Annotated in this window: 25 protein-coding genes and 1 other annotated feature; of the genes, 17 read left to right on the top strand and 8 right to left on the bottom strand. The window is 43.4% G+C overall.

Annotated elements, in window-relative coordinates; translation table 11 throughout:
* Positions 1 to 50: 50 nt before the first annotated feature.
* The 7 genes from fadD to Q4561_RS16535 form a co-directional block, all read right to left on the bottom strand.
* On the bottom strand, positions 51 to 1703 hold the full coding sequence (gene fadD / locus Q4561_RS16565; protein ID WP_303462153.1) for a long-chain-fatty-acid--CoA ligase FadD: 1653 nt from the start codon (positions 1701 to 1703) through the stop codon (positions 51 to 53).
* A 119-nt stretch (positions 1704 to 1822) separates the two neighbouring features.
* Positions 1823 to 2662, bottom strand: coding sequence for an alpha/beta fold hydrolase (locus tag Q4561_RS16560; protein ID WP_303462151.1), 840 nt, complete (start codon positions 2660 to 2662; stop codon positions 1823 to 1825).
* A gap of 157 nt (positions 2663 to 2819) precedes the next feature.
* On the bottom strand, positions 2820 to 3476 hold the full coding sequence (locus Q4561_RS16555) for a Slp family lipoprotein (protein ID WP_303462149.1): 657 nt from the start codon (positions 3474 to 3476) through the stop codon (positions 2820 to 2822).
* Positions 3477 to 3829: 353 nt separating this feature from the next.
* Positions 3830 to 4132, bottom strand: coding sequence for a hypothetical protein (locus Q4561_RS16550; protein ID WP_303462148.1), 303 nt, complete (start codon positions 4130 to 4132; stop codon positions 3830 to 3832).
* A 306-nt stretch (positions 4133 to 4438) separates the two neighbouring features.
* Entirely contained in the window at positions 4439 to 5182 is a 744-nt protein-coding gene (gene tsaB, locus Q4561_RS16545) for a tRNA (adenosine(37)-N6)-threonylcarbamoyltransferase complex dimerization subunit type 1 TsaB (protein WP_303462146.1), read from the bottom strand.
* Between the two features lie 3 nt (positions 5183 to 5185).
* A complete protein-coding gene (locus Q4561_RS16540; protein WP_303462143.1) occupies positions 5186 to 7105 on the bottom strand; it encodes an ATP-dependent DNA helicase in 1920 nt (639 codons plus the stop codon).
* 284 nt (positions 7106 to 7389) lie between these two features.
* Complete coding sequence (locus Q4561_RS16535; protein WP_303462141.1) at positions 7390 to 8727, bottom strand: alpha-amylase family glycosyl hydrolase; 1338 nt, start codon at positions 8725 to 8727, stop codon at positions 7390 to 7392.
* Between the two features lie 134 nt (positions 8728 to 8861).
* Between Q4561_RS16535 and Q4561_RS16530 the strand changes: the two genes are divergently transcribed.
* The 9 genes from Q4561_RS16530 to Q4561_RS16490 all read left to right on the top strand — a co-directional run bounded on the left by Q4561_RS16530 (position 8862) and on the right by Q4561_RS16490 (position 14316).
* Positions 8862 to 9347: a DUF2244 domain-containing protein gene (locus Q4561_RS16530; protein WP_303462139.1), complete on the top strand. Its 486-nt coding sequence runs from the start codon at positions 8862 to 8864 to the stop codon at positions 9345 to 9347.
* Between the two features lie 152 nt (positions 9348 to 9499).
* Complete coding sequence (locus tag Q4561_RS16525) at positions 9500 to 9751, top strand: DUF6482 family protein (RefSeq protein WP_303462137.1); 252 nt, start codon at positions 9500 to 9502, stop codon at positions 9749 to 9751.
* 152 nt (positions 9752 to 9903) lie between these two features.
* On the top strand, positions 9904 to 10785 hold the full coding sequence (locus Q4561_RS16520) for a TraB/GumN family protein (RefSeq protein ID WP_303462135.1): 882 nt from the start codon (positions 9904 to 9906) through the stop codon (positions 10783 to 10785).
* A gap of 162 nt (positions 10786 to 10947) precedes the next feature.
* Complete coding sequence (locus Q4561_RS16515) at positions 10948 to 11520, top strand: YSC84-related protein (RefSeq protein WP_303462133.1); 573 nt, start codon at positions 10948 to 10950, stop codon at positions 11518 to 11520.
* Positions 11521 to 11947: 427 nt separating this feature from the next.
* Complete coding sequence (locus Q4561_RS16510; RefSeq protein ID WP_303462132.1) at positions 11948 to 12367, top strand: GNAT family N-acetyltransferase; 420 nt, start codon at positions 11948 to 11950, stop codon at positions 12365 to 12367.
* A 147-nt stretch (positions 12368 to 12514) separates the two neighbouring features.
* Complete coding sequence (locus Q4561_RS16505) at positions 12515 to 13114, top strand: thiamine biosynthesis protein ThiC (RefSeq protein WP_303462130.1); 600 nt, start codon at positions 12515 to 12517, stop codon at positions 13112 to 13114.
* Positions 13115 to 13169: 55 nt separating this feature from the next.
* A complete protein-coding gene (locus Q4561_RS16500; protein WP_368411535.1) occupies positions 13170 to 13673 on the top strand; it encodes an arsinothricin resistance N-acetyltransferase ArsN1 family B in 504 nt (167 codons plus the stop codon).
* Between the two features lie 89 nt (positions 13674 to 13762).
* Positions 13763 to 14056 carry a hypothetical protein gene (locus tag Q4561_RS16495; protein ID WP_303462128.1) on the top strand — a complete coding sequence of 98 codons (294 nt, stop codon included), beginning with the start codon at positions 13763 to 13765 and terminating at the stop codon, positions 14054 to 14056.
* A gap of 128 nt (positions 14057 to 14184) precedes the next feature.
* The gene (locus Q4561_RS16490; RefSeq protein ID WP_303462126.1) at positions 14185 to 14316 is read left to right on the top strand and encodes a hypothetical protein; all 132 of its coding nucleotides are present in this window, start codon (positions 14185 to 14187) and stop codon (positions 14314 to 14316) included.
* 93 nt (positions 14317 to 14409) lie between these two features.
* Here Q4561_RS16490 and Q4561_RS16485 read toward each other — a convergent pair whose 3' ends face one another.
* Entirely contained in the window at positions 14410 to 14820 is a 411-nt protein-coding gene (locus Q4561_RS16485; protein WP_303462125.1) for a hypothetical protein, read from the bottom strand.
* A 231-nt stretch (positions 14821 to 15051) separates the two neighbouring features.
* Positions 15052 to 15170: a sequence feature (His leader region), on the top strand.
* A gap of 59 nt (positions 15171 to 15229) precedes the next feature.
* On the opposite strand from Q4561_RS16485, the gene hisG reads away from it, so the two are divergent.
* The 8 genes from hisG to hisIE are packed head-to-tail and all read left to right on the top strand — an operon-like array spanning position 15230 to position 22403.
* Entirely contained in the window at positions 15230 to 16132 is a 903-nt protein-coding gene (hisG, locus tag Q4561_RS16480) for an ATP phosphoribosyltransferase (protein WP_303462123.1), read from the top strand.
* Between the two features lie 13 nt (positions 16133 to 16145).
* Positions 16146 to 17462 carry a histidinol dehydrogenase gene (hisD, locus tag Q4561_RS16475; RefSeq protein ID WP_303462122.1) on the top strand — a complete coding sequence of 439 codons (1317 nt, stop codon included), beginning with the start codon at positions 16146 to 16148 and terminating at the stop codon, positions 17460 to 17462.
* A complete protein-coding gene (gene hisC, locus Q4561_RS16470; RefSeq protein ID WP_303462120.1) occupies positions 17462 to 18550 on the top strand; it encodes a histidinol-phosphate transaminase in 1089 nt (362 codons plus the stop codon). The genes hisD and hisC overlap by 1 nt, the downstream gene beginning before the upstream one ends.
* Entirely contained in the window at positions 18547 to 19617 is a 1071-nt protein-coding gene (hisB, locus tag Q4561_RS16465; RefSeq protein WP_303462118.1) for a bifunctional histidinol-phosphatase/imidazoleglycerol-phosphate dehydratase HisB, read from the top strand. The genes hisC and hisB overlap by 4 nt, the downstream gene beginning before the upstream one ends.
* Entirely contained in the window at positions 19617 to 20261 is a 645-nt protein-coding gene (hisH, locus tag Q4561_RS16460; RefSeq protein WP_303462116.1) for an imidazole glycerol phosphate synthase subunit HisH, read from the top strand. Before hisB ends, hisH begins: the two co-directional genes overlap by 1 nt.
* Positions 20261 to 20998: a 1-(5-phosphoribosyl)-5-[(5-phosphoribosylamino)methylideneamino]imidazole-4-carboxamide isomerase gene (gene hisA, locus Q4561_RS16455; RefSeq protein ID WP_303462115.1), complete on the top strand. Its 738-nt coding sequence runs from the start codon at positions 20261 to 20263 to the stop codon at positions 20996 to 20998. The genes hisH and hisA overlap by 1 nt, the downstream gene beginning before the upstream one ends.
* Positions 20980 to 21789 (top strand): imidazole glycerol phosphate synthase subunit HisF, encoded by an 810-nt coding sequence (gene hisF, locus Q4561_RS16450; protein WP_057790816.1) that lies wholly within the window; start codon positions 20980 to 20982, stop codon positions 21787 to 21789. The genes hisA and hisF overlap by 19 nt, the downstream gene beginning before the upstream one ends.
* A complete protein-coding gene (gene hisIE, locus Q4561_RS16445) occupies positions 21786 to 22403 on the top strand; it encodes a bifunctional phosphoribosyl-AMP cyclohydrolase/phosphoribosyl-ATP diphosphatase HisIE (protein ID WP_303462114.1) in 618 nt (205 codons plus the stop codon). Before hisF ends, hisIE begins: the two co-directional genes overlap by 4 nt.
* The last annotated feature ends 211 nt before the right edge of the window (positions 22404 to 22614 follow it).

Genomic DNA, 22614 nt, shown 5'->3' with positions numbered 1-22614 from the left:
AAAAGCCGGCTTACGCCGGCTCTACATGTTTCCTAATTCAGCTAACCGAATTAATCTCGTAGTTCCCGACGTAGAATTTTACCTACATTGGTTTTAGGAAGATCTTCTTTGAAGACAACCTGCTTAGGCACTTTATAGCCCGTTAAGTGTTCTCTACAGTGTGCAATAACCGCTTCAGCAGTTAGCGAGTCGTTGTTGCGAACAACAAACAACTTCACCACTTCGCCACTCGCTTCGTTTGGCACACCAACCGCTGCCGATTCAACTATGTTGTCATGCATAGCGGCAACTTCTTCAATTTCATTTGGAAACACATTGAATCCAGAGACGAGGATCATATCCTTTTTACGGTCAACAATATAGAGATAACCTTCATCGTCTATCGTGGCGATATCACCCGTGGCAAGCCAACCGTCTTTTAAAATTTCGTCAGTGGCTTCTGGACGGTTTAAGTACCCTTTCATCACTTGAGGGCCTTTCACCCAAAGTTCGCCTGGGTCGCCCTTTGCAACTTCATTACCGTCATCATCAAGTAATTTGATGTCGGTTGAAGGCACTGGCATCCCAATGGCACCTTTATACGCTTCAATCTGCGGTGGGTTAACCGTTACAACAGGTGAACATTCTGTAAGGCCATAGCCTTCTAGAAGCACTGTTTTAGTAATCTTTTCCCACTTTTCTGCGACTGGACGTTGAACCGCCATACCGCCACCTAAACCAAACTTGAAGTTACTAAAGTCAAGTTCGTCGAATCCAGGTGTATTTAACAAGCCGTTAAACAAGGTATTCACACCAGGAAGAATGGTGAAAGGATATTTGCTTAACTCACTAACAAACCCAGGCATGTCACGCGGGTTAGTAATTAGCAGGTTTTTACATCCGTACTTAAGAAACATCAAGCAGTTCGCGAGTAAAGCAAAGATGTGATAAAGCGGTAACGCTGTCACAACAAAGTCTTCACCTTCTTCTATTACGGTTTCTAAAATACCCGATACCTGCTCTAAATTCGCAATCATATTGCGGTGAGTTAGCATGGCGCCTTTAGACACACCCGTGGTTCCACCGGTGTACTGCAAGAATGCAAGTTCGTCGTTGGTTAAATCTGGGCGAGTGTACGTTAACGATTGGCCTTTTTTTATCGCACTTGTGAATGATGTGGTTTCAGGCAAAGTAAATGCAGGTACCATTTTCTTCACATACTTAACTACCGCATTTACCACCCAACGCTTAGGTGCAGGCAACATATCGCCTAAAGAAGTAAGGAACACTTCTTGAAGGTTAGTTTCACTAATAACCTCTTCTAGGGTACATGCGAAGTTTTCAACAATAACGATTGCTTTAGCATTGGCATCATTTAACTGATGCTTCAATTCTCTTGCGGTATACAGAGGGTTAACATTAACCACAACCATACCAGCACGAAGCACACCAAACATGGCTACAGGATACTGTAGTAAGTTCGGCATCATAATCGCTACAGCGTCGCCGCGCTTTAAGCCACTACTTTGTAAGTAGGCAGCATATTGCGCAGATAATTTATCGAGTTCGCCAAAGGTCATCGATTGACCCATGTTGATAAACGCAACTTTGTCTTTGAATTTTTTTACTGATTGTTCGAATATATCGACAACGGATGCGTAACGATCTGCATCAATTTCTGCAGATACACGAGGGTCATAATACTTGAGCCAGGTTTTTTCCACCAAAACCTCCTTCACTTATTTTTAACACAAACGCAGGTGCTGTCTCACATACGTTTGGGCAACTGGTCTAATAACTTGCGAATAGTATAGGAAGTGTAAAAAAAAATAAACTATACAGTTTACATTTGCTCAACAAACTGACGTATTAACATGCCAACTTCGTCAGTTTTTTCCATGTGAATATGATGACCGCCGTTTAATTGCTCAAAGTGAGCATTTTTAAACCACGACTGTCTTTTGTCATATACACTGCCCAAAGTTTTGAAGCTATTTGTGGCACCTATAAAAAGTATAGGACAGACTATCGCATTCATAATGTTTTCTGCTTGATCTTCGGTTAAGCGAAGTACAGATTTTGTGCGAAGGCGCGGATCACTCGACCAAAAACTATGGCCTCCCGCATCTTGCGTAAGATTCCTTTCTAAAATGGCACGAGCATGCTCTTCAGGAATATCAGATATCTTGCAGCGTGCTTTCACGGCATCTTCTAAATTAACTAAGGTTAATTTATTACGCTGTTTTTTCTTCCTACTGAGTATGGCATCTCGCATTTGTTCTTGGCTAGTATTGGCTTCTAACGTTAAAGGGCCGCAAGCATCTATACTTATTACTCCCTTCACTTTCTCAGGAAATAAACCTGCATACAACGACGCCAGAATTCCCCCCATAGAATGCCCAAGCAAAATAACCTGATCCCACTCTTGCTCTTCAATCAGAGCATGTAAATCTTGCAAATAGTCAGCTTGGTTATAGTGCATACCTATCGGACGATGAGAAGAGCGACCATGCCCCGCAAGATCTAGAGCAACAAAGCGATGAGATTGCAGATAAGGCGAAAGCAATCGCAAACTTTCTGCATTATCTAAATACCCGTGCAAACCTATGACAACAGTTCCTGCACCTTGGTTCTCTAAAGCGGCTAAATGTAGATGCCCAGCCATAAATTCTGTTTCTATCATGCTATTCCCTCACACAATATGTGCGGCAATATCTTGCCGACAGGCAGCATAATATTGCCAGATAAAAAAATGGGGAGGCAAAATTTTGCCTCCCCAGTAAATACATATTTTTAACCAAATACGATTATCTTTACGAAAATTTTCATCCTAACCACTCTTACTGCTTGTTCTTTCTATCGTTCAAGCCTTTGTCATTTGAGGGCGAAACAGTAATAACTCTGTTTGTCTTTTTCTGCTCTCTTGGTCTTGATGGAGAGTTGTCGTATCGAGTAACTCGCATTCTGCCAAATCGTGAATAACCCCATGGTCTATGACGCATAAAAGGGGAATACCAACCGGTAGCGTAGTCGAAATAGTACATATTAACGTCGTAAACATCTTGCTTACGCCACATATGATAATCATCAGCAAGAATTGTAGGGTACATATAAGGCTGTTCACCCACCATACCTGCGGTAGGCGGTACAAGTTTACCAACGAAGGTTGCTGAGCGACCTTCTTCAAAGATGATAGGATCAACAAAACCGTCTATTTGTACTTTAAAACGCCCTACCGTCTCGCCGTTGCTGTTTGGCTTGCCGTAGTTATTTAGAGGAAAGTGCACAAGCTCGATAAATGTTTTGTTCGGCTTATTCTCAACACCCATAATAATACCACCCCAACGGGCCGTTTTACCTTGAGCGTTAGCGCCTGACGTCACTGCCTTTGTATAAGATACAAGTTCAGTACCTTCAGGTACCTCAACACTTTCTGGAACAATTGCACATCCTGCGAAAAGTACCACACTTACTATGACTAAAATTCTAACCAGCATGAAGCCTCCTTTGGCTGCTTAAGCACTTATAACTTAGCACCGAGTAAATATATAGTACTACAAATAGTACTGATTCGAACCCTATTGCGCTGAGTGACTGTGTAAAACTGCTAAGCCGCAATCAGTGGTAATACGCCCCCGACAAACGTTGATATCCAACCAGTTTATACATCAAAAAGTTAGCATTATTATGCAACAAATACCATAAAGAACATTGATTTTTAAGGTTATTGATATTTAAACGAAGGTTGAGGTAAAAAGTTTAGTTTATTTGCGTATGAAACATTACGAGGTTGGATGTTAAGTCCAATAGATTGAAGAAGAGGCTAATAACAACGGCACTTTGCTAAACGTTAGGCGTAAATATCTACACCAAACATACTTTGTACCGACTCACGTTCTTGCTGTTTTTCGAAACTGGTATACGAGGCAATGGCCTGCTGAGAATAGCCCGCACTGTCTTCTCGTACGAAACGCTGATAAGCCTGCGCATTGTCGGTACCCTGTGCATCGGGCGACACCACAATAGGGTTATTCTGCTGCTTACCTTCATTGCTGCCTTGCTGTTGTGCATCTTTATTAACTTTAGCAACGCGCCCTTGTGAGGGCTCTGATTGATGCGATGAAGGTATCGAAAAATTGTTAGTTATATGCATACCAAAAACGTGTCAGTCTTTTAAATGAAACCAAATAGGTAAATACGTAATGAGATGACTACAACGAATGTTTATGTTGTAAGCGCCATCTCCTTAACGATACAAGGTGCTACATTGCATTCTATGTAAAAGAATATATTCCAAGAACATTGCAAGAATCGCGCCCAGATACTGTAACGCTTACCTACTCACTCGAGAGCCTCGCTCTAAATCTTGATTTACATGTCACACTACATTCTGCAGTTAATGGCGCAGCAGGCGCTAAAAAAGCGCTTAAAAAAGGTGTTCAGGCCTGAGGTTTATATCTTATTCGCGGCCCGGTAACTTTTTCCACGTCACTTTGTCACGTAGATAAACAGGTTTTACATCACTAGCAATTTGTACATCGCCTTCTTGCGCCCGTTGCTCAGCAAGAGGCAACATGTAAACCGCGTCAGGAAATTGAATAGACACCTCACGGCCTTCTAACAGCAATGCTTCAAGCGCCGGATAAGCTTGCCAGCCTGTACCAACAGGCTCAAATTCACCCACAACCTCATCTTGACTGGCCGCTATTGTGTCATTGATATGTTCTACTGCGACTTCTGGAGGGCACACTTGCTCTGCAACCACCTCTTTCAATAAGCCATTTTCAGATTTATAGATGGCAAAATAAACTTCACCCATGCGAGCATCGGTAGCACACACTACCCATGAAGCTTGCCTAGTTTCGGTATGCTTAGTTTCCGTCTGCTTAGCTGTTAGCGCTTGCTGAGCCATGGCCCCAAGGGTGCTTACGCCAGCTACCTTTAAGCCACTGCCAAGGGCTAAACCTTGAATCATACCAGTGGCAATGCGCACGCCGGTAAAGCTGCCAGGGCCTCGACCAAATGCCAGTAAATCTAAATCGGCCAGTACAAGCCCTGCGTCTTTTAACACTTCATCCAACATAGGCAGTAAACGCTGACTATGTTGCTGTGGGCAAATTTCAAAACGAGATACAATATCGTTGCCTGTATTAAGTGCTACTGAACAGGCCTCTGTTGCCGTGTCTATGGCTAAAATTTTCATTCTTTACTCTTCATCAATTTTTGCAAGGAAAGACTCTACTTCGTCTAAACTGCGGGTTCTGCGCATATTCGGCAAGCTACCTATAAAGGTTTTCGCATAGGGTTTGGTCACTAAACGATTATCGCAAATAACCAATACTCCTTTATCGGTAGGGTCGCGAATTAAGCGCCCTGCACCTTGCTTTAAAGCAATGACGGCTTGGGGTATTTGAATAACGCCAAAGGGGTTTGCGCCGCGCTTTTTAACATCGTCCATTCGAGCTTGCAATAACGGATCATCTGGTGATGCGAATGGCAGTTTATCTATCATAACGCACACCAAGTCATTCCCGCGCACATCCACCCCTTCCCAAAAAGCGCCCGTGCCCATTAATACCGCTTTTTCGTCAGCCAAGTACGCATCTAATAGCGCCTGTTTAGTCGTTGTGCCCTGCACTAATAACGGGTTATCGATTTCATCTTCTAGCTTACCGGCAATTTCGCGAAGCATAGCGTGGCTGGTAAATAGCAAAAAACATCGGCCTTTACTGGCTTTAATCAACCTTTTTGCCGTATTCAGCAAGGTCTCACGCATAGAAAAACTGTTCGGCTCAGGCAGATATCGAGGTACACATAACATGGCTTGTTCGGGATAATTAAAGGGGCTATCTAAGCCTAGCGTTCTTGAGTCTTCTAATCCCATACGGCGCTGAAAATGTTCAAAGCCACCGTTAACCATTAAGGTTGCTGAGGTGAATACCCACCCGCGAGGAGGCGATGCTACAAAACGGCGGAACTTAGCAGCAATCGATAACGGCGTTAAATGCATAATTAAATGGCGAGTGGTAGTTTCATACCACAAGCTCACATTTTCTTGCTTCTCATCGCTTAACGAGTCGAGTTGTTCCCTCACCGACACAATTCTTTCGTACAGATTGTCTAAATCTTTATCTCGACCAATGTGCAATTTACACACTTCATGCAGTACCCCTAGCGCCTCTGCTAGTTTACCTACTTCTAAGCGCACATCGTCACGCATTAAGGCTTCAGCCCAGTTTCCTCGTTGGGTAGTATCGGGGAACAACAAGCGTAAATCGGCAGCAATCATGCGGCATTTATCTGCTGCCTTGTCTAATTGTGCTGCGTCTTTTAAAACCGTTCTAAAAATGAGGGTTATGTCTTTGGCTAAATCTTGAATTTGACGGGTAGAAAGCGATTCACCAAAGTAGTCTGCGGCAATGTCGGGTATTTGATGGGCCTCATCAAATATAATGGCGTCAGCTTCTGGGATAAGCTCACCGAACCCGGTATCTTTTAGTGCCATGTCGGCGAAAAATAAGTGGTGGTTCACCACAATAATGTCGGCATCCAAGGCTTTACGCCGCGCCTTAACCAAATAACATTCTTCATAATCGGGGCAGTCGCGGCCAAGGCAGTTATCTACCGTAGATGTAACTAATGGCAACACTCGCGCATCCTCAGGCAAGCTTTTCAGCTCGCCCATATCGCCGGTTTTGGTGGTGGTAGACCACAGCTTCACTTCTGACAGTTGCCCTAACACGTCTCTTTCCACTAACGTGGAGTTGCCACCATGTTGTTCTAGTCGGTGCAGGCAAAGGTAATTAGCACGGCCTTTTAACAACGCCGTTTTACGTCTGCTGCTAAGGGCTTTTTTCACTAAAGGTAAATCACGATGAAATAGCTGTTCTTGCAGGTTCTTCGTTCCCGTCGACACTATCGCTTTGCCTTCAGCTAACAGCGCTGGGGCAAGATAAGCGAAGGTTTTCCCTGTACCTGTTCCGGCTTCAACCACTAGGCTGCCGGTTTCATCAATGGCTTCTTTTACCGCCTGCGCCATTTGTGTTTGCGCTTCACGGGGCACAAAGCCATTGATGGTTTTAGCAAGTAAACCCGTGGAAGAAAAGATGTCATCGATAGTTGGCATAGTGTACTTAACGTAAAAGTGAAGATTTGGCCGCTAGGCCACAAAGCGGTGCATTATGCCAAAGTTTTTCGAAAAATGGTTAGTATTCGCGAAAATTCCATACCGAATGACAGATTTCACTTCTCATTGAAGCTGACTGTTCGAAAATTGGCGATTCATATTTATTGTTCCACTTTTATTAGCCATGCCTGTTGTTCCATCTTTAGCAAGCGATGGCAGATTATTCATTATTACCTATCCTTGCCAGACCATATATTACAATCATATATTTCAATCCTATCTGGTCATTTAGCGACCCATACCTGATAGCCCCACGGACCAATTTGAACGGGCTTCTCGATATGTAAGTGCTCGGTTCGGCTTTTACCCTCGTGGTGAGTGTTATTCGAATCGGGTGTGTAATTATAATAATGACCATTAAGAATAGGGTCGTTAAAAGTGGCGTTGCATTGGGAGCCGGAAAAATTGATGATCACTAACACTTGATTGTGTTCATCCATTCTTACAAAACTAAATACCTGTGACATACAGTTACTTGGTACCTGAATCATACGGGCACCAAATTCGCCATTGCCCAACGCAGGAATGGATTTTTTTATCTTAATTAGCGCTGTGTACAAATCACCGATACTGTGAGGTTGCCATTCAATAGGGTCACGTTCAAAAAACGCTAAGCGCTTTGTTTCCCCTGCCTCTTGGCCATTATGAATTAGCGGCATACCTTCACCCAATACCGATAACACAATGGCAGCCTCTAACGCATTGCCAAACTGCTCTCGCTGGGTACCATCCCACGCATTTTTATCGTGGTTACTCACGAAGGTCATTCGATAAGCACTGTGCGGCCACGCTCGTTCATTCCATGAATAGTATTTTCTTAATCTGTCGAGAGAACATCGCCCATGGGCGAGTTCGTGCATGGTTTCATTCCAGCTCCATGCATAGGTCATGTTAAACGCAGTTTCGTGTAAATCGCGATTTTCCCACTCGGCTAACATAAATACCGGCTTTATCGCATCTAAGGCAACACGCGCTTGATGCCAAAAGTCGTTTGGAACATAACCCGCTACATCACATCGAAAACCATCAATATCGAAACGTTCTATCCAATAGCACATGGCGTTAATCATATACTCACGTAGCGCAGGCTCGTCGTAATCAAACTCGATAATATCTGACCAATCCCACCAAGGAGACGGGCGAAATTCACCGTGGTGATCTCTCGCATACCAATTTGGATGAGCGTCGACTAAAGGGTTGTCCCAGGCACTGTGATTAGGCACCCAGTCTAAAATAACTTTCAAATTTCGTTTGTGCGCTTCTTGCACCAACTCTTGAAATTCGTCTGCATTGCCAAATTCGGGGTTAATACCCAAGTAGTCTTTCACCGCATAGGGGCTACCAAGCTCACCTTTGCGATTTTTTTCACCAATAGGATGGATAGGCATAAGCCAAAGTATGTCGGCACCTAAATCACAAATGTGACTTAAGCTATTTGTCACTTCTTTGAATGTACCAGATACTGAAAACTGGCGAGTATTCACCTGATAAATAACGGCGTGTTTCGACCATTCGGGCTGCGTTACACGATAAATTTTCTTAGGGGTTGTCTGATATGACATCTAAAGATCCTTTATTTGAGCCTTTAAATAAGAAAGTTGAAGCATTTAGAAAATAGGCAAAGTAGATACGCCGAGCAAGATATCCAATGCCTACTAATATTAATGAGTATTAATCGTTTTACTCTCTGAACTTTATGTTAGAAACCATTTCATTCCAAGGTAACAGAAGCTTACGGCTTACACCTAATCGCTCTGCCAGTTGGCAAGATACTAAATGGCTAATGCTCTTGTTTGCCGTTGCTATTTTCACTATTGCTATTGGCTGGGCAGCGGTGGGAGTATGGGTAATATTGCCCTTTGCTGGTATAGAAGTCGCATTGCTCATTTTTATTATGTACCAAGTATCTCGCAGCACATACCGCTGGGAAACACTTGATATTGAGCCCCACACGATTCACTTTTGTACTCGCCACCGTACACTCTCTTTTGCTCGTCCGTCAGCGCATATTGTATTTACCGAATCTGAAAACGATTGGCACCTTCCCATCGTTACCTTAGTGGATGGCGAACAACGTATTGTCTTGGGAGAGTTCCTTAATCTTGAAGATCGCGCATTATTGAAAGAAACACTAGATAACGAAGGCATCATGGTATGCCGTAATCATTGGTGGAAAACGTAGCCTTGGTTCTTGTAGTCTAGCTTGTGCGTGCTGCTTTCGTTTAGCGCTAGCTTTAATGAATTGAAGCGAAGTTTAAATTAAATTTAATATCCGTTTTTCCGCCTATGAACTACAAATAGTAAAGTCTACTCGTGTTATATCGGAGAACAATTATGAATCTGTACATAGAGTCAATTGAAGGCGGTAGTTATTTAGCGGCAACAGGACTAGGTGCATCTCGCACGTTAGTAAGAGACAAAACGTCTCGTCCAAAAACATTTCATTGTCTTAACGAAATTAAAGACCACTTTAATTCTGACGAGTTTGAACATGTTTGGCTGCGTCAATCCACCCCTTACGAAGAAATGGTAGGTCAATCACAGATTCCAGATGCACTGGAACTCGAAATTGATTGGCATCGCTAGTTAGCTGTCTTTAGTATCTCTCTTTAATAGCTCTTTTTTAACTGTCCATCGATCAACGGCTTCGTTGTGAGCTGTACTGGGTAAATAGACCCAGTTGAATAGATGCTACTTACTCGGTAAAGTGGCTGATTCTCATCTAAAAGGACAATGTGATGAAATTCAGCCCGCGTACTGTGAGCCTAACACTTTTACTGACCAGTTGTTTCGTAGGGTTAATCACACCCGCTTTTTCTGCTTCTGTTTTTAAAGTCAGTAACGGTGAAAACAACCTTTATATTGGTGGTACGCTGCACTTACTAAGTAAAAGTGACTATCCTCTTCCCGACGCTTACGACAAAGCTTACCAACAATCAGAAACCTTGGTATTTGAAACTGACTTAGCGGCACTAGAGTCGCAAGAATTTGCGCAAGCTATGATGAACAAATTGACTTACAAGGACGGAAAAACCCTAGCCAACGATTTGTCTGAAGCCACGTTAAATAACCTATCAACTCACATGGAAGCGCGAGGATTAACCTTATCTCGCTTCATGACATTTAAGCCCGCGTTTTTAAGCATTACCTTAAGCATGATTGAATTACAGATGATGGGCCTAACTAGCGAAGGCGTAGATAAATATTACTTTAATCGTGGCACTTCAGATGACAAATCTATTGTTTGGCTCGAAAGTCCAGAAGAACAACTATCGTTTATTGAACAAATGGGTAAGGGTAATGAAGATGCCTTCATTCAATATACCTTGGACGATGTTGAAACTTTGCCTGAATTGCTTCCTGTATTAAAAAACAGCTGGAAAGAAGGTGATTTAGAAAGCATGTATGCAGAAAGTATGGCTGATTTTCAAACTGAATACCCTGACATCTTCGATACCCTTTTATCGGCTAGAAACAAAAACTGGATGCACTTTTTAGTGGATGCACTTCAAACTGCGCCTACTGAATTTGTGCTCGTTGGCGCCCTGCATCTACCCGGAGACTCTGGTGTATTAGCGATGCTTGAGAAACAAGGTTTCAAAGTAGAAAAAGTGAAATAAAGCCAACATTTACATATGAAACTAACCTTTGAGCACATTTTTTGCGTACTACGAATGTAGAAAGATAAAACAAACGGTTAGGCCGCCTCCAAAGGGTAATTTTTATTAACCTTAAAATGTGGTCTAGAAAGTACGCTTTAAAGCTGAATTAAAGGATAAATCATGAATTTCAAAAACTTAGCTTCGTTTTCGCTTCTAGGGCTGGTGTTGTTAGCAGTTACTGGCTGTGCCTCAATGGGCGATGGGAGTGTTGCTGAAAAGCGACAAGCTATTTTAGATATGCAGCAAAATGCATTGGCTAAGCTTTACATTGAAAAGCCCGACACCCGCTCTCAAATCCGTGATGCTGCAGGCTATGCGGTATTCACGAATGCGAATATTAACGTTATCTTCTTTGCCGCTGGTACGGGATATGGCGTAGTGAATAACCAAGTTACTGGCACTAAAACTTATATGAATATGGCTGAAGGTGGTGTGGGACTAGGTTTGGGTGCAAAAGATTACCGTGTTGTTATGGTTTTCCATAGCCAAAAAGCCATGAACTATTTCATCGAGAATGGTTGGACTGTAGGTGGCAATGCTGATGCTGCGGCTAAGGCTGGTAGTAAAGGTATGTCGGCAGAAGGCGAAGGCTATCTTGGCAACGTAACTGTTTACACCATGACCGAAACTGGCTTAGCCTTACAAGCCACTGTGAAAGGCACTAAATTCTGGGTAGATAAAGAGCTTAATTAATCCACGCTAGATTGAGCTAAAAATAACAATCTGGTGCTGTACTTTTTTAATTTTATCAAAAAGGTCAGTGCCAGTTTTTGTTTTAAAAAGCGATTTGCACTCCGGTGAGTAACCTCACCTTCACAGACATTATATTCCGCGGCCTTGTATTCTCAACTTATACCCTCAAAGTGTATTCTCACTCCTATTTTTGCCAGTATTAACAGCCCCTTACAATACATCTGAAATACTGCTTTATTAAATTTCATATACGATTTTGACTTTGGTAACTCAGCTATGAAATTTCGAAAATTGATTTCACTATCAAAATACAACATATTGATACTGTACAGCGTTCGAAAGTAAACGAAGAGTAAGCAATTAATATAGATTTGTCTTAGGTTGTTTATAGCGTTTCTTTGTAGATTACAATTAAAAAGGCATTGGAATGTCAGCATCTCTGATTATTTTAAAAGAAGAGCCCCCAAAAGTTGGCGACTTTGCATCAATCCGAAGTACCGTAGGTTGGGAAAATCCAGAACTTTCAATCATGCAAAGTAGTATAGATACCTCTCTATTCTGGGTTTCACTGTATCTAGAAAATCAACTTATCGGATGTGGACGGGTAATAGGTGATGACGCTATGTATTTTTATATTCAAGACATTATTGTTAATCCCGAGCACCAAAAACTTGGCTTGGGCGTTCAAATCATGCAATCTATCAACCGCTATCTCACTTTGAATTGCCCTGTTGGTTCAACGGTCGGATTACTTTCAGCGTATGGTAAAGAGAAATTCTATGAAAAATTTGGGTTCACATCCCGTGATGGTCAAACATTAGGCCTAGGCATGTGCAAGTTTATTTAGCGATTTACTGTAACAGGGCTTGTTATCGGGTCTAGATTAGACTGTGATCGCTAGCGCGCACGAGAAGCCTTACCTGAGTGTTAGGGCAGATACCTTAAATGTCTCTACAAATAAAACAGAGAGGCATTATAAAAAAAAAGGATAACCATGGACTTTACGAATAGAAGCACTGTTAGGGCTACATCATATTTACTTTTTTTACTGGCCGCTACACAGGCACTCTATACCCTGCTTCGCATCGCAAACATTGATTTTCCACGCCAGCTGTTCTGGGGAACGGAAAGTATTCTTTTTACCTTCCTGATGGCATTTGCTGGCGCCGCGATGGTGCGCGCAAAACATTACCACGTAGGATGGTCTGCCATTGCATTTAGTGCAGCGCTTAACTTGGTACAAGTGAGTGTTGGTCTTACTATGTTTACTCCATTTCGCGAAGCTACAACGCAAAACGAGAGCCTAGGACCTTTAGCGGGTGCAGTAGTGGCCTTGTCTTTCATGATTTATTACGCAGCAAAGCTCTTGCTAGGTTTTGCGGCACTTATTTTTGGCATCGCAAAAATGCAAGATGGTGCTAAGCCCTTAGGGGGAGTCTCTGCGCTAGTGGGTGTTATTGCGATGCTCGCCAATGGGATATTAATTGTATTTGGGCGTAACGCCTTCTTACCTTCCGCTGTTGCTGGTGGATTTGGTGTCCTGGCAACCTTGTTACTGGCTTTCTGCCTATTGAACATTGCCCAAGAAGATTAAGTGATCTAAGCCCTAGTCCTGTTCTTTTAATGTGCTTTTACTGCTTGGAGAGATCATGATTATTAGAGATGCTGTTTTAGAAGACTCGCCCAAAATAGCTGAAATCTATAATTTCTATGTTGCCAATACCTGTATTACTTTTGAAGAAACTAAAGTCTCAAGCGAAGAAATGTCTAATAGATTAAGGAAAGTGTCAGAATCTACCTTACCATGGATAGTTGCAGTCGAAGACGAGGCAGTCATAGGGTATGCCTATGCAACTAAATGGAAAGAAAGGACAGCTTATCGTTTTTCTGTAGAGTCGACGATTTACCTTTCTAACGAAGCCCAAGGAAAAGGGTTAGGTACTGAACTATATGAAGCACTTTTAGATAAACTCAAACTTCTGGGTATCAATAGTGTAATCGGTGGTATAACGCTACCTAACTCAGCCAGTGTTGGTTTACACGAAAAATTAGGTATGGAAAAAGTGGCACATTTCCCTAAGGTCGGGTTTAAATTTGGTGAATGGTTAGATGTGGGGTATTGGCAGTTAAGCCTTCACACTTCGGGCTTTTAGAAGCTCTTTTAATGTTTAAGTTGGCTATTAAGTAAACTGTGTGGAAATCTAGAAGCTAAAGGTTACATAAAGTCAGGGAATGGTATTTTATGAAGAAGCGTTCAAAAAGCTCTCATTTGTTTTTGGTTGCCGGGTTTAGCCTGCTATCTAGTGGTTGTCATTCAATTAATGACATGGATGATTGCTCAGCGCGAGTCTTTGAAATGCGTCAACAGGTTGTTGATGAGCAAGTGTATGAGAACGACTTATTTTTAGAGAGCGACGATCCAGAACGATACAAAGGTTCTAATGGGAAAGTTAACCTTGCTCTAGATTTACTGCTTGGTGACGACATTGAATTACCGCCTCAACCGCCTCAGTTACCACCAATAACCTGTGATTAATCAATTAGTCTAAAAACGCCTGATATTTAAACTAAAGTTGGGTAGCCTCACCCTATTTTGTAGACATTGAAGTGATAATATTGCGTTGAAGTTTATTACATTCCTTCTCAACGCTTATAGGTATTATTATGACAACGCTACTTTCTTTAAATGCAGATGATTTATTTATCGTTACGGGTATTGCGCTTATGTTTATCAGTTATGCGTTTTTACTGCCTACTGAACTAAAGCGTGCAATTAAAAGCAGCGGCAGCAAATAATATAAGCTCGCTGATGTGCCTTTTTACTGCAGAGATATTGAGGGGCAACATTTAAGAGATGACGGGAAGGAAGCCGAAAGCAGCCTGCTGCGGTTAGATGGTAATATCCACATGCTTAATGCCCCGCGGTATTTTAGTGCCTGTTGCATCTGCGGTATCTAATTCACTGCTTTCACTTTCGCTCAATTGCTGCCCTATTGATTTATCGTCTTGCTTGTTTGTTTGCTTGAGTTCTTGTGTATTAGCTTGGCTGTTTTCTTGTTGAAGACTCTCTTGTTGACGACTCTCTTGTTCGCCCGGGTGTTCATTCTTTTCGTTGCTTTGCTCGTGCCGTTCACGCTGTTCCATTTCATCAACGATATGTACTTCATCGTACTGCTCTTTTTCATCTTGATTGAGCGCTTCTGACTTTTCGCTGCGCGCCACTTTTTTTACCCGGTTATCAGTTTCGATGGGCACTTTTGTGTTGCGCGGTAAAATGGAAAAAATTAGGTCATTACTCATGGCTACCCCAACCCGTTAAGGTTAATTCTGTGATATTTCATCCTCTACATTAACTAATAGGGAAAACGATCACATTGGCTCAGATCAAAAAGTTTTACTATATACATATTAATTTAGACTGAAACTGCAAAAAGAGTTCACTTTCGCCTTGCAAAATCGGGGGCAAACCGTTAATGTTTCAGCCGTTCAAAAATAGGTTTAAATAAATTAAATGATTAACTGCGCTGTAAAACATCACCACCATCATAAAGCATAGCCTTTCAGGTTCGTGCTGGAAGGTCTATTATTCCTTTCAGTGGCGCAGATAGAAAAAATTCTCGACCCCCGGAAGGAAACTTCCGGGGGTTTTTCGTTTTAGGCGTAATCGTTAAGACAGTAAAAAGTAGTACAACGTGTAAGGAACGTTTCAATGAGTAACAGCAAAAGACTTCGAATTGCCATACAGAAATCAGGCCGTTTAAGCGATGACAGCATCGCACTACTTAAGGCTATTGGCATAAAATTGAACATTCGTGATCGCCTGCTGATTGCGCATTCTACCAACGAGCCTATCGATTTATTACGTGTTCGCGATGACGACATTCCAGGATTAGTGATGGACGGCGTAGCCGACCTTGGCTTCATTGGCGAAAACGAGCTTGAAGAAAAAATGTTAGAACGCAAAGCGGCTAACAAGCCTTCTGATTATGAAGTATTGCGTCGTTTAGACTACGGCGGTTGTCGCTTGTCTATCGCCGTTCCTACTGAAATGGATTACACCAGTATTCAGTCTTTGGAAGGCAAGAAAGTGGCTACCACTTACCCATTCCTTCTAGAGCGTTATTTTGCAGAGCAAAAAATTAACGCCAAAGCAGTCATGCTTACCGGTTCAGTTGAAGTTGCACCTCGCGCAGGCGTTGCCGATGCAATTTGTGATTTGGTATCTACAGGCGCAACCCTTGAAGCGAACGGCTTGGTTGAAGAAGACGTAATCTTCCGCTCTAAAGCCGTATTAATTCAACGTGCCGACGGCAACATGAGCGATGAAAAGCAAACCCTTATCAATCGACTAATGCCTCGCGTTGACGGTGTATTGCTAGCGAAAGAAAGCAAGTACATCATGCTTCACGCACCAAAAGCGTACCTAGAACAAGTGAAAAGCTTGTTACCGGGCGCTGAAAACCCAACCGTATTGCCTTTGTCTGGCAATGAAGAGCATGTGGCTATTCATGTTGTTTCTACTGAGACCCTATTTTGGGAAACGATGGAAAAACTAAAAGCATTAGGCTGCTCTTCAATATTAGTAATGCCTATCGAAAAAATGATGGGCTAAAAGGCAAAAGATTATGATTATCTGGTCATCTCTATCAAAGCTTGAGAAAAAAACAGCGCTTTCGCGCCCGGCTATGGCCAATAGCCAACAGTTAAAACAAACCGTGGGCGAGATTATCGCTAGCGTAGAAAGTGAAGGCGATGCAGCCGTTATCAACTTCACTCGTAAGTTTGATTGCCCTGATTTGCAATCGTTGGTGTTGTCGCAAGAAAACATCGACACGTTAGCAAGCTCGGTTACCGCAGAAGTGGCAGGCGCTATTGATATTGCATTTAACAATATTAAAGCGTTTCACGATGCGCAGTTGCCAGGTGATATTGCCCTAACTACTACACCTGGTGTGAACTGCGAATTGCGCTTCACGCCTCTAGATGCAGTAGGTTTGTATATTCCAGGTGGCAGTGCGCCTTTGCCTTCGACGGTATTGATGTTAGGTGTGCCTGCACTAGTAGCCGGTTGTGAAAACAAACTGCTTTGTACGCCACCAAACAAGCAAGGCTTAATTGCCCCTGAAATTGCGTATGCCGCAAGAAAATGTGGCATTGAAGCCATATATCTTTGTGGCGGTGCACAGGCCATTGCAGCCATGGCACTAGGTACAGACTCTATACCGCAAGTCGATAAAATATTCGGCCCGGGTAATAGTTTTGTGACCGAAGCCAAACAGCAGGTAAGTTTACGTGCTGATGGCGCGGCAATTGATATGCCAGCAGGCCCTTCTGAAGTATTAGTATTAGCAGATGAATTTGCCGATGCTGAATTTGTTGCCTCAGACTTACTTTCTCAAGCAGAGCATGGCCCAGATTCTCAAGCCATTTTAGTGTCTAACAGCGAAGCACTGATTGAAAGTGCGAAGGCAGCGGTTGAACGTCAATTATCTACGCTTTCACGTGCCGATATTGCTCGCCCTGCAATGGAGAATGCCCGCTATATTTTGGCTGACTCAGTAGATGACGCCATTTTAGTAAGCAATGCCTATGCGCCTGAACACTTAATTGTGCAAATAGAAGATGCTCGCAGTTTACTGCCGAAAATCAAATATGCAGGTTCAATATTCTTAGGCCCTTGGTCGCCAGAATCTGCCGGTGATTATGCCTCGGGTACAAACCACGTGCTACCTACGTATGGTTATGCGAAGAACTACTCTAGCTTGGGTTTGCTCGACTTTATGCGTCGTTACACTATTCAAGAGTTATCAGCAGACGGCATGCGCAACTTAGGCCCTGCTATTATGGCGTTAGCCAGTGCTGAAGGCCTTGATGCTCACGAACAAGCGGTAGCGCTGCGTATGCAAAAGCTAGCAAACGTTACCAATAAGGGAGATGCTTAATGTCTGCTCTTGTTAATACCCTTATTGAAAACCTAATTAACGACAATTTAGTGCCGCTTAAGCCTTACGAGTCGGCTAGGCGTTTATATTCAGGCGGCCAAGATTGGTTAAATGCCAACGAGTCACCCTATGCGAATGAGTATACAATTGATGCGAGTAACTTTAATCGTTACCCGTCGTGTCAGCCGTCATCGGTAGTAGAAAGCTATGCTGCTTATGCAGGCATTGATACTTCACAATTGATTGTTACCCGTGGCGCAGACGAAGGCATTGAATTACTGATTCGTACCTTTTGCACACCAGGCAAAGATAATATTGTTATTTGCCCACCTACTTACGGCATGTACGCGATTAGCGCAGAAACCTGTGATGTAGGTATTACTACCGTGCCACTAAAAGGCGATTTCAGCCTAGACGTTGAAGGTGTATGCGCAATTGATAACGCCAATATTATCTTTATTTGTGCACCAAACAATCCAACGGGTACACAGGTTGCCAGAGACGATATTCGAGCAGTACTCAACCACTTTTCTGATAGTGCATTAGTCGTGGTAGATGAAGCCTATATCGAGTTTGATGCCGACAATACCTGGGCAAATGAAATAGCGGATTACCCTAACCTAGTAGTATTGCGTACGCTTTCAAAAGCCTTTGCGCTAGCAGGACTTCGCTGCGGGTTCACGTTAGCCCAAGCGCCGGTTATTCAAGCGCTACTAAAGGTGATTGCACCCTATCCTATTGCAGAGCCTGTTGCACAAATTGCTGCACAAGCGTTATCTACTGATTCACTGACATTAATTCAGTTGCAGGTAGATACCATCAATAGAGAAAAAGACCTATTGGCAGCGGCCCTTGCTGATATCGACGGCTTTGAATTAGTAGGCGATAGAAAAGCTAACTTTGTGCTATTTCGCTACGCGCGAGCCCGCGAGCTGATGCAACATTTAGTGAGCAAAGGGTTATTAATACGCGACCAATCTAAACAGCTTAACCTTACAAATTGCTTGCGAGTAAGCATTGGTACTGAAGAACAAAACCAGCGTTTATTGCAACTGATCAACGAATTTAAAGAGGAGCTAGCGGCATGAGTCAGCAAGCCATTTTATTTATCGACCGCGACGGCACCTTAGTAGAAGAGCCGCCAGTAGATAAACAGCTAGACAGTTTAGAGAAGCTGGTTTTCGAACCAAACGTCATTCCTGTGCTATTAAAACTAAAAGCAGCAGGCTTTAAGTTTGTGATGGTGTCTAACCAAGACGGCTTAGGCACAGACAGCTTTCCTCAAGCAGATTTTGATGCGCCTCACGACGCTATGATGGCTATCTTCAAGAGCCAAGGCATTACGTTTGACGACGTGCTAATTTGCCCGCACTTTGAAGAAGACAACTGCACTTGCCGTAAGCCTAAATTAGGGCTGGTAAAAGACTACCTTCAACAAGGTAAAGTGGATTTCACCCGTTCGTATGTTATTGGCGATCGCATGACAGACATGCAACTTGCCGAGAACATGGGTATTAAAGGGTTGCAATATAACCCTGAAACTTTGAACTGGGATCACATTCAAAAAACCTTATTGTCGTCTTCACGTATTGCTGAAGTTATCCGCACTACCTCTGAAACCGACATTAAAGTGCGCGTAGATTTAGATTCTACCGAAAAGTCACACATTCACACTGGCCTAGGTTTCTTCGACCACATGCTAGATCAAATTGCGACCCACGGTGGCTTTGAATTAAACGTGACCGTAGATGGCGATTTACACATTGATGATCACCACAGCGTGGAAGACACCGCATTGGCGTTAGGTGAAGCCCTTAAGAAAGCTTTGGGTGATAAACGTGGTATTGGCCGTTTTGGTTTTGCCTTGCCTATGGATGAGTGCCGCGCTGAGTGCATCATGGATATTTCAAACCGCCCTCATCTTAAATTCGAGGCTGACTTTAGCCGCGACCAAGTGGGCGAAATGGCCACTGAAATGGTGCCGCACTTTTTCTATTCATTGGCGCAAAGCATGGGGCTGTCGCTTCACCTTTCCACCAGCGAAGGAAATGCTCACCACCAGGTAGAAAGTTTGTTTAAAGTATTTGGCCGCGCATTACGCCAAGCCATTACCCGTCAAGGCGATGCATTGCCTAGCAGTAAAGGAGCGCTTTAATGCCTGACATACAAACGTCACAACGACAGAAAATAGTCATTGTGAACACAGGCTGCGCGAATATTTCATCGGTTCGCTTTGCGCTAGAGCGTTTAGGCGTAACCGTTGAAGTATCTGATGACAAAGATGTGATCACCCGCGCTGACAAAGTCTTTCTACCCGGCGTAGGGACTGCAGCTGCAGCCATGGCCAGCATTACGCAAAAAAACTTATCAAGCACATTGCAAAGCTTAACCCAGCCTGTACTAGGCGTGTGTTTAGGTATGCAGTTGATGGTAGAAAGTAGTGCTGAAGGTAGCTTAGAGAACCGATTAGGCGACACGCAGGATGATATTCCTTGCTTGTCACTCATGCCTGGTCGTGTCGCTCGCATGGAAGCGAATGGCTTGCGCTTACCTCACATGGGTTGGAACACGGTTTCTCATAACGATGACACTTTGTTTAAAGGCATTCCACAAGATACTTATTTCTATTTTGTGCACAGCTTTGCCGTACCAGAGTACGCCCATACGCTAGCTAGCTGTAATTACGGAAACCCGTTTTCAGCAGCCATTAACAAAGACAACTTCTTTGGCGTGCAATTTCACCCTGAACGTTCCAGCGACGCTGGTGCGCAACTACTGACTAACTTTGTGAACCTATAATGATTATTCCAGCAATTGATCTTATCGATGGCAGCGTAGTGCGTTTGTATCAGGGCGACTACGAGCAAAAAACAAAATACGAATTCGACCCCGTAGACGTGGTAAACGACTACGCCGACCAAGGCGCTACGTGGTTGCACATTGTTGATTTAACTGGCGCTAAAGACACCAGCAAGCGCCAGCTTACCTTGATTAAATCAATGGTAGATACCAAGCGCATGCAGTTTCAAGCCGGCGGCGGTATTCGTAGTGAAGAAGAAGTAGCCCAGTTACTCGATATTGGCGTAAGCCGCGTAGTGATTGGCTCTTTAGCGGTTAAACAACCTGAACTTGTGAAATCGTGGGTAACCAAATACGGTGCTGAGCATATCGTACTGGCCTTAGATATTAACATTAGTGAAAATGGCGAAAAATTAATTGCCACTCATGGTTGGCAGGAAAACTCAGGGGTAGCCCTAGAAGACTTGCTAAACGACTTTGCAACGGTAGGCGCTACGCATGTGCTGTGCACCGACATTAGCCGTGACGGCACGCTACAAGGCGCTAACGTTGAGCTTTACGAAGAGATGAGTGCACGCTTTCCTAACGTTAGCTGGCAAGCGTCTGGTGGCATCGGTAGCTTAAACGATATTTCGGCTTTGAAACCAACCAACGTTGGCGGTGTGATTTTGGGCCGCGCCTTGCTTGAAGGTAAATTCACCGTGAAGGAGGCTATCGCATGTTGGCAAAACGCATAATTCCTTGTTTGGATGTTCGCGACGGTAAAGTTGTTAAAGGCGTTCAATTCAGAAACCACGAAATTATTGGCGACATCGTCCCTCTAGCAGAGCAATACGCGAAAGCGGGCGCTGACGAACTAGTATTTTACGATATTACGGCAAGCTCAGATGAGCGCGTGGTAGATAAAAGCTGGGTGAGTCGCATAGCACAGGTTATCGACATCCCATTTTGTGTAGCGGGCGGCATTAAAAGCATTGAAGATGCTGGGCGCATTTTAGAAATGGGCGCAGATAAAATTTCAATTAACTCCCCTGCCCTAAATAACCCAGCATTAATTAATGCCATGCATGACGTGTATGGACAGCAATGTGTGGTAATTGGGGTAGACAGCTTTTACAACGAGGCCACCGGCCAATATGAAGTATATAAGTTTACGGGCGATGAGAACCGCACCCAAAAAAGCCAATGGCAAACACTAGACTGGATTAAAGAAGTGCAGTCACGTGGTGCCGGTGAAATTGTGCTTAACTGCATGAACCAAGACGGTGTACGTAAAGGCTACGACATTGCACAGCTAAGCGCGGTGCGTGAAGTATGCGAAGTGCCTCTTATTGCCTCTGGCGGTGCCGGTGAAATTTCACATTTCAACGACGTATTTCAACAAGCCGATGTTGATGGCGCCCTAGCCGCTTCCGTATTTCATAAGGGCATTATTAACATTGATGACCTTAAAGCCGATTTAACCGCTAATGGCGTACCTATGCGTAAGCGTCACGCCCTACCAAACGCACAAGGAATAAAGCCGTGATTGTTACTACAGAAAACAGCAATACTCTTGCATGGGAAAAAATGGATAACTTGCTTCCCGCCATTGTACAAGATGCTCTTTCAGGCAAAGTACTGATGCAGGGTTACATGAACCAAGATGCCCTCTCTACCACATTAGATAGCGGTAAAGTAACCTTTTTCAGCCGCTCAAAGCAGCGTTTGTGGCAAAAAGGTGAAACCTCAGGTAATACACTAGATTTAGTGAGCGTAGCCGCTGATTGCGATTTCGACTCGCTACTCGTGTTAGCCAACCCTAACGGCCCAACATGTCACACAGGCGTTGAAAGCTGCTGGTTTGAAGGTAATACCCCTAGCTTCACGTTTTTAGCTGATTTAGAGCGTTTATTGGCTGCCCGTAAAGGCGCCGACCCGAAAAGCAGCTACACCGCCAGCTTGTACAATAAAGGCATTAAGCGTATTGCACAGAAGGTAGGTGAAGAAGGTGTTGAAACCGCACTTGCTGCTACTGTACATGATAAAGAAGAGCTTAAAAATGAAGCCGCTGACTTGCTGTACCACCTAACGGTATTGCTACAAGCGAGCGACATGTCGCTCGATGACGCGTTGTCGGTATTGCGCGAACGTCAAAAGTAAGTTTATAAAAATACTATTGAGCCCACCCTTTGGTGGGCTTTTTTATTTATGTACGCAAAAGTAAATTCTTTCGATTTCCCAAACAACCTGAACACATCTTGAAACACTTTGAAAATGAACATTTTTCAAACTAGGCTTTCTATACCTTTAGCGAATCAAATACACCGCAACAAAATTTTACGTTGTAAATAACGTTACGCATGCAGTGACA

The sequence above is a fragment of the Alteromonas sp. 1_MG-2023 genome (assembly GCF_030547075.1).
In the GTDB taxonomy this organism is placed as follows: Bacteria; Pseudomonadota; Gammaproteobacteria; order Enterobacterales; family Alteromonadaceae; genus Alteromonas.
Note: the sequence above shows the minus strand (reverse complement) of the source record. Positions and strands in the feature narration are given on the sequence as shown.

Coding starts and splice junctions, on each gene's coding strand:
- hisD (WP_303462122.1), top strand. CDS start 16,146: ATGATTATCTGGTCATCTCTATCAAAGCTTGAGAAAAAAACAGCGCTT.
- hisG (WP_303462123.1), top strand. CDS start 15,230: ATGAGTAACAGCAAAAGACTTCGAATTGCCATACAGAAATCAGGCCGT.
- Q4561_RS16550 (WP_303462148.1), bottom strand. CDS start 4,132: ATGCATATAACTAACAATTTTTCGATACCTTCATCGCATCAATCAGAG.
- hisC (WP_303462120.1), top strand. CDS start 17,462: ATGTCTGCTCTTGTTAATACCCTTATTGAAAACCTAATTAACGACAAT.
- Q4561_RS16490 (WP_303462126.1), top strand. CDS start 14,185: ATGACAACGCTACTTTCTTTAAATGCAGATGATTTATTTATCGTTACG.
- hisH (WP_303462116.1), top strand. CDS start 19,617: ATGCCTGACATACAAACGTCACAACGACAGAAAATAGTCATTGTGAAC.
- Q4561_RS16495 (WP_303462128.1), top strand. CDS start 13,763: ATGAAGAAGCGTTCAAAAAGCTCTCATTTGTTTTTGGTTGCCGGGTTT.
- Q4561_RS16510 (WP_303462132.1), top strand. CDS start 11,948: ATGTCAGCATCTCTGATTATTTTAAAAGAAGAGCCCCCAAAAGTTGGC.
- hisF (WP_057790816.1), top strand. CDS start 20,980: ATGTTGGCAAAACGCATAATTCCTTGTTTGGATGTTCGCGACGGTAAA.
- Q4561_RS16560 (WP_303462151.1), bottom strand. CDS start 2,662: ATGATAGAAACAGAATTTATGGCTGGGCATCTACATTTAGCCGCTTTA.
- Q4561_RS16555 (WP_303462149.1), bottom strand. CDS start 3,476: ATGCTGGTTAGAATTTTAGTCATAGTAAGTGTGGTACTTTTCGCAGGA.
- Q4561_RS16535 (WP_303462141.1), bottom strand. CDS start 8,727: ATGTCATATCAGACAACCCCTAAGAAAATTTATCGTGTAACGCAGCCC.
- Q4561_RS16515 (WP_303462133.1), top strand. CDS start 10,948: ATGAATTTCAAAAACTTAGCTTCGTTTTCGCTTCTAGGGCTGGTGTTG.
- Q4561_RS16520 (WP_303462135.1), top strand. CDS start 9,904: ATGAAATTCAGCCCGCGTACTGTGAGCCTAACACTTTTACTGACCAGT.
- Q4561_RS16525 (WP_303462137.1), top strand. CDS start 9,500: ATGAATCTGTACATAGAGTCAATTGAAGGCGGTAGTTATTTAGCGGCA.
- hisA (WP_303462115.1), top strand. CDS start 20,261: ATGATTATTCCAGCAATTGATCTTATCGATGGCAGCGTAGTGCGTTTG.
- Q4561_RS16505 (WP_303462130.1), top strand. CDS start 12,515: ATGGACTTTACGAATAGAAGCACTGTTAGGGCTACATCATATTTACTT.
- Q4561_RS16540 (WP_303462143.1), bottom strand. CDS start 7,105: ATGCCAACTATCGATGACATCTTTTCTTCCACGGGTTTACTTGCTAAA.
- Q4561_RS16485 (WP_303462125.1), bottom strand. CDS start 14,820: ATGAGTAATGACCTAATTTTTTCCATTTTACCGCGCAACACAAAAGTG.
- tsaB (WP_303462146.1), bottom strand. CDS start 5,182: ATGAAAATTTTAGCCATAGACACGGCAACAGAGGCCTGTTCAGTAGCA.
- hisB (WP_303462118.1), top strand. CDS start 18,547: ATGAGTCAGCAAGCCATTTTATTTATCGACCGCGACGGCACCTTAGTA.
- Q4561_RS16500 (WP_368411535.1), top strand. CDS start 13,170: ATGATTATTAGAGATGCTGTTTTAGAAGACTCGCCCAAAATAGCTGAA.
- Q4561_RS16530 (WP_303462139.1), top strand. CDS start 8,862: ATGTTAGAAACCATTTCATTCCAAGGTAACAGAAGCTTACGGCTTACA.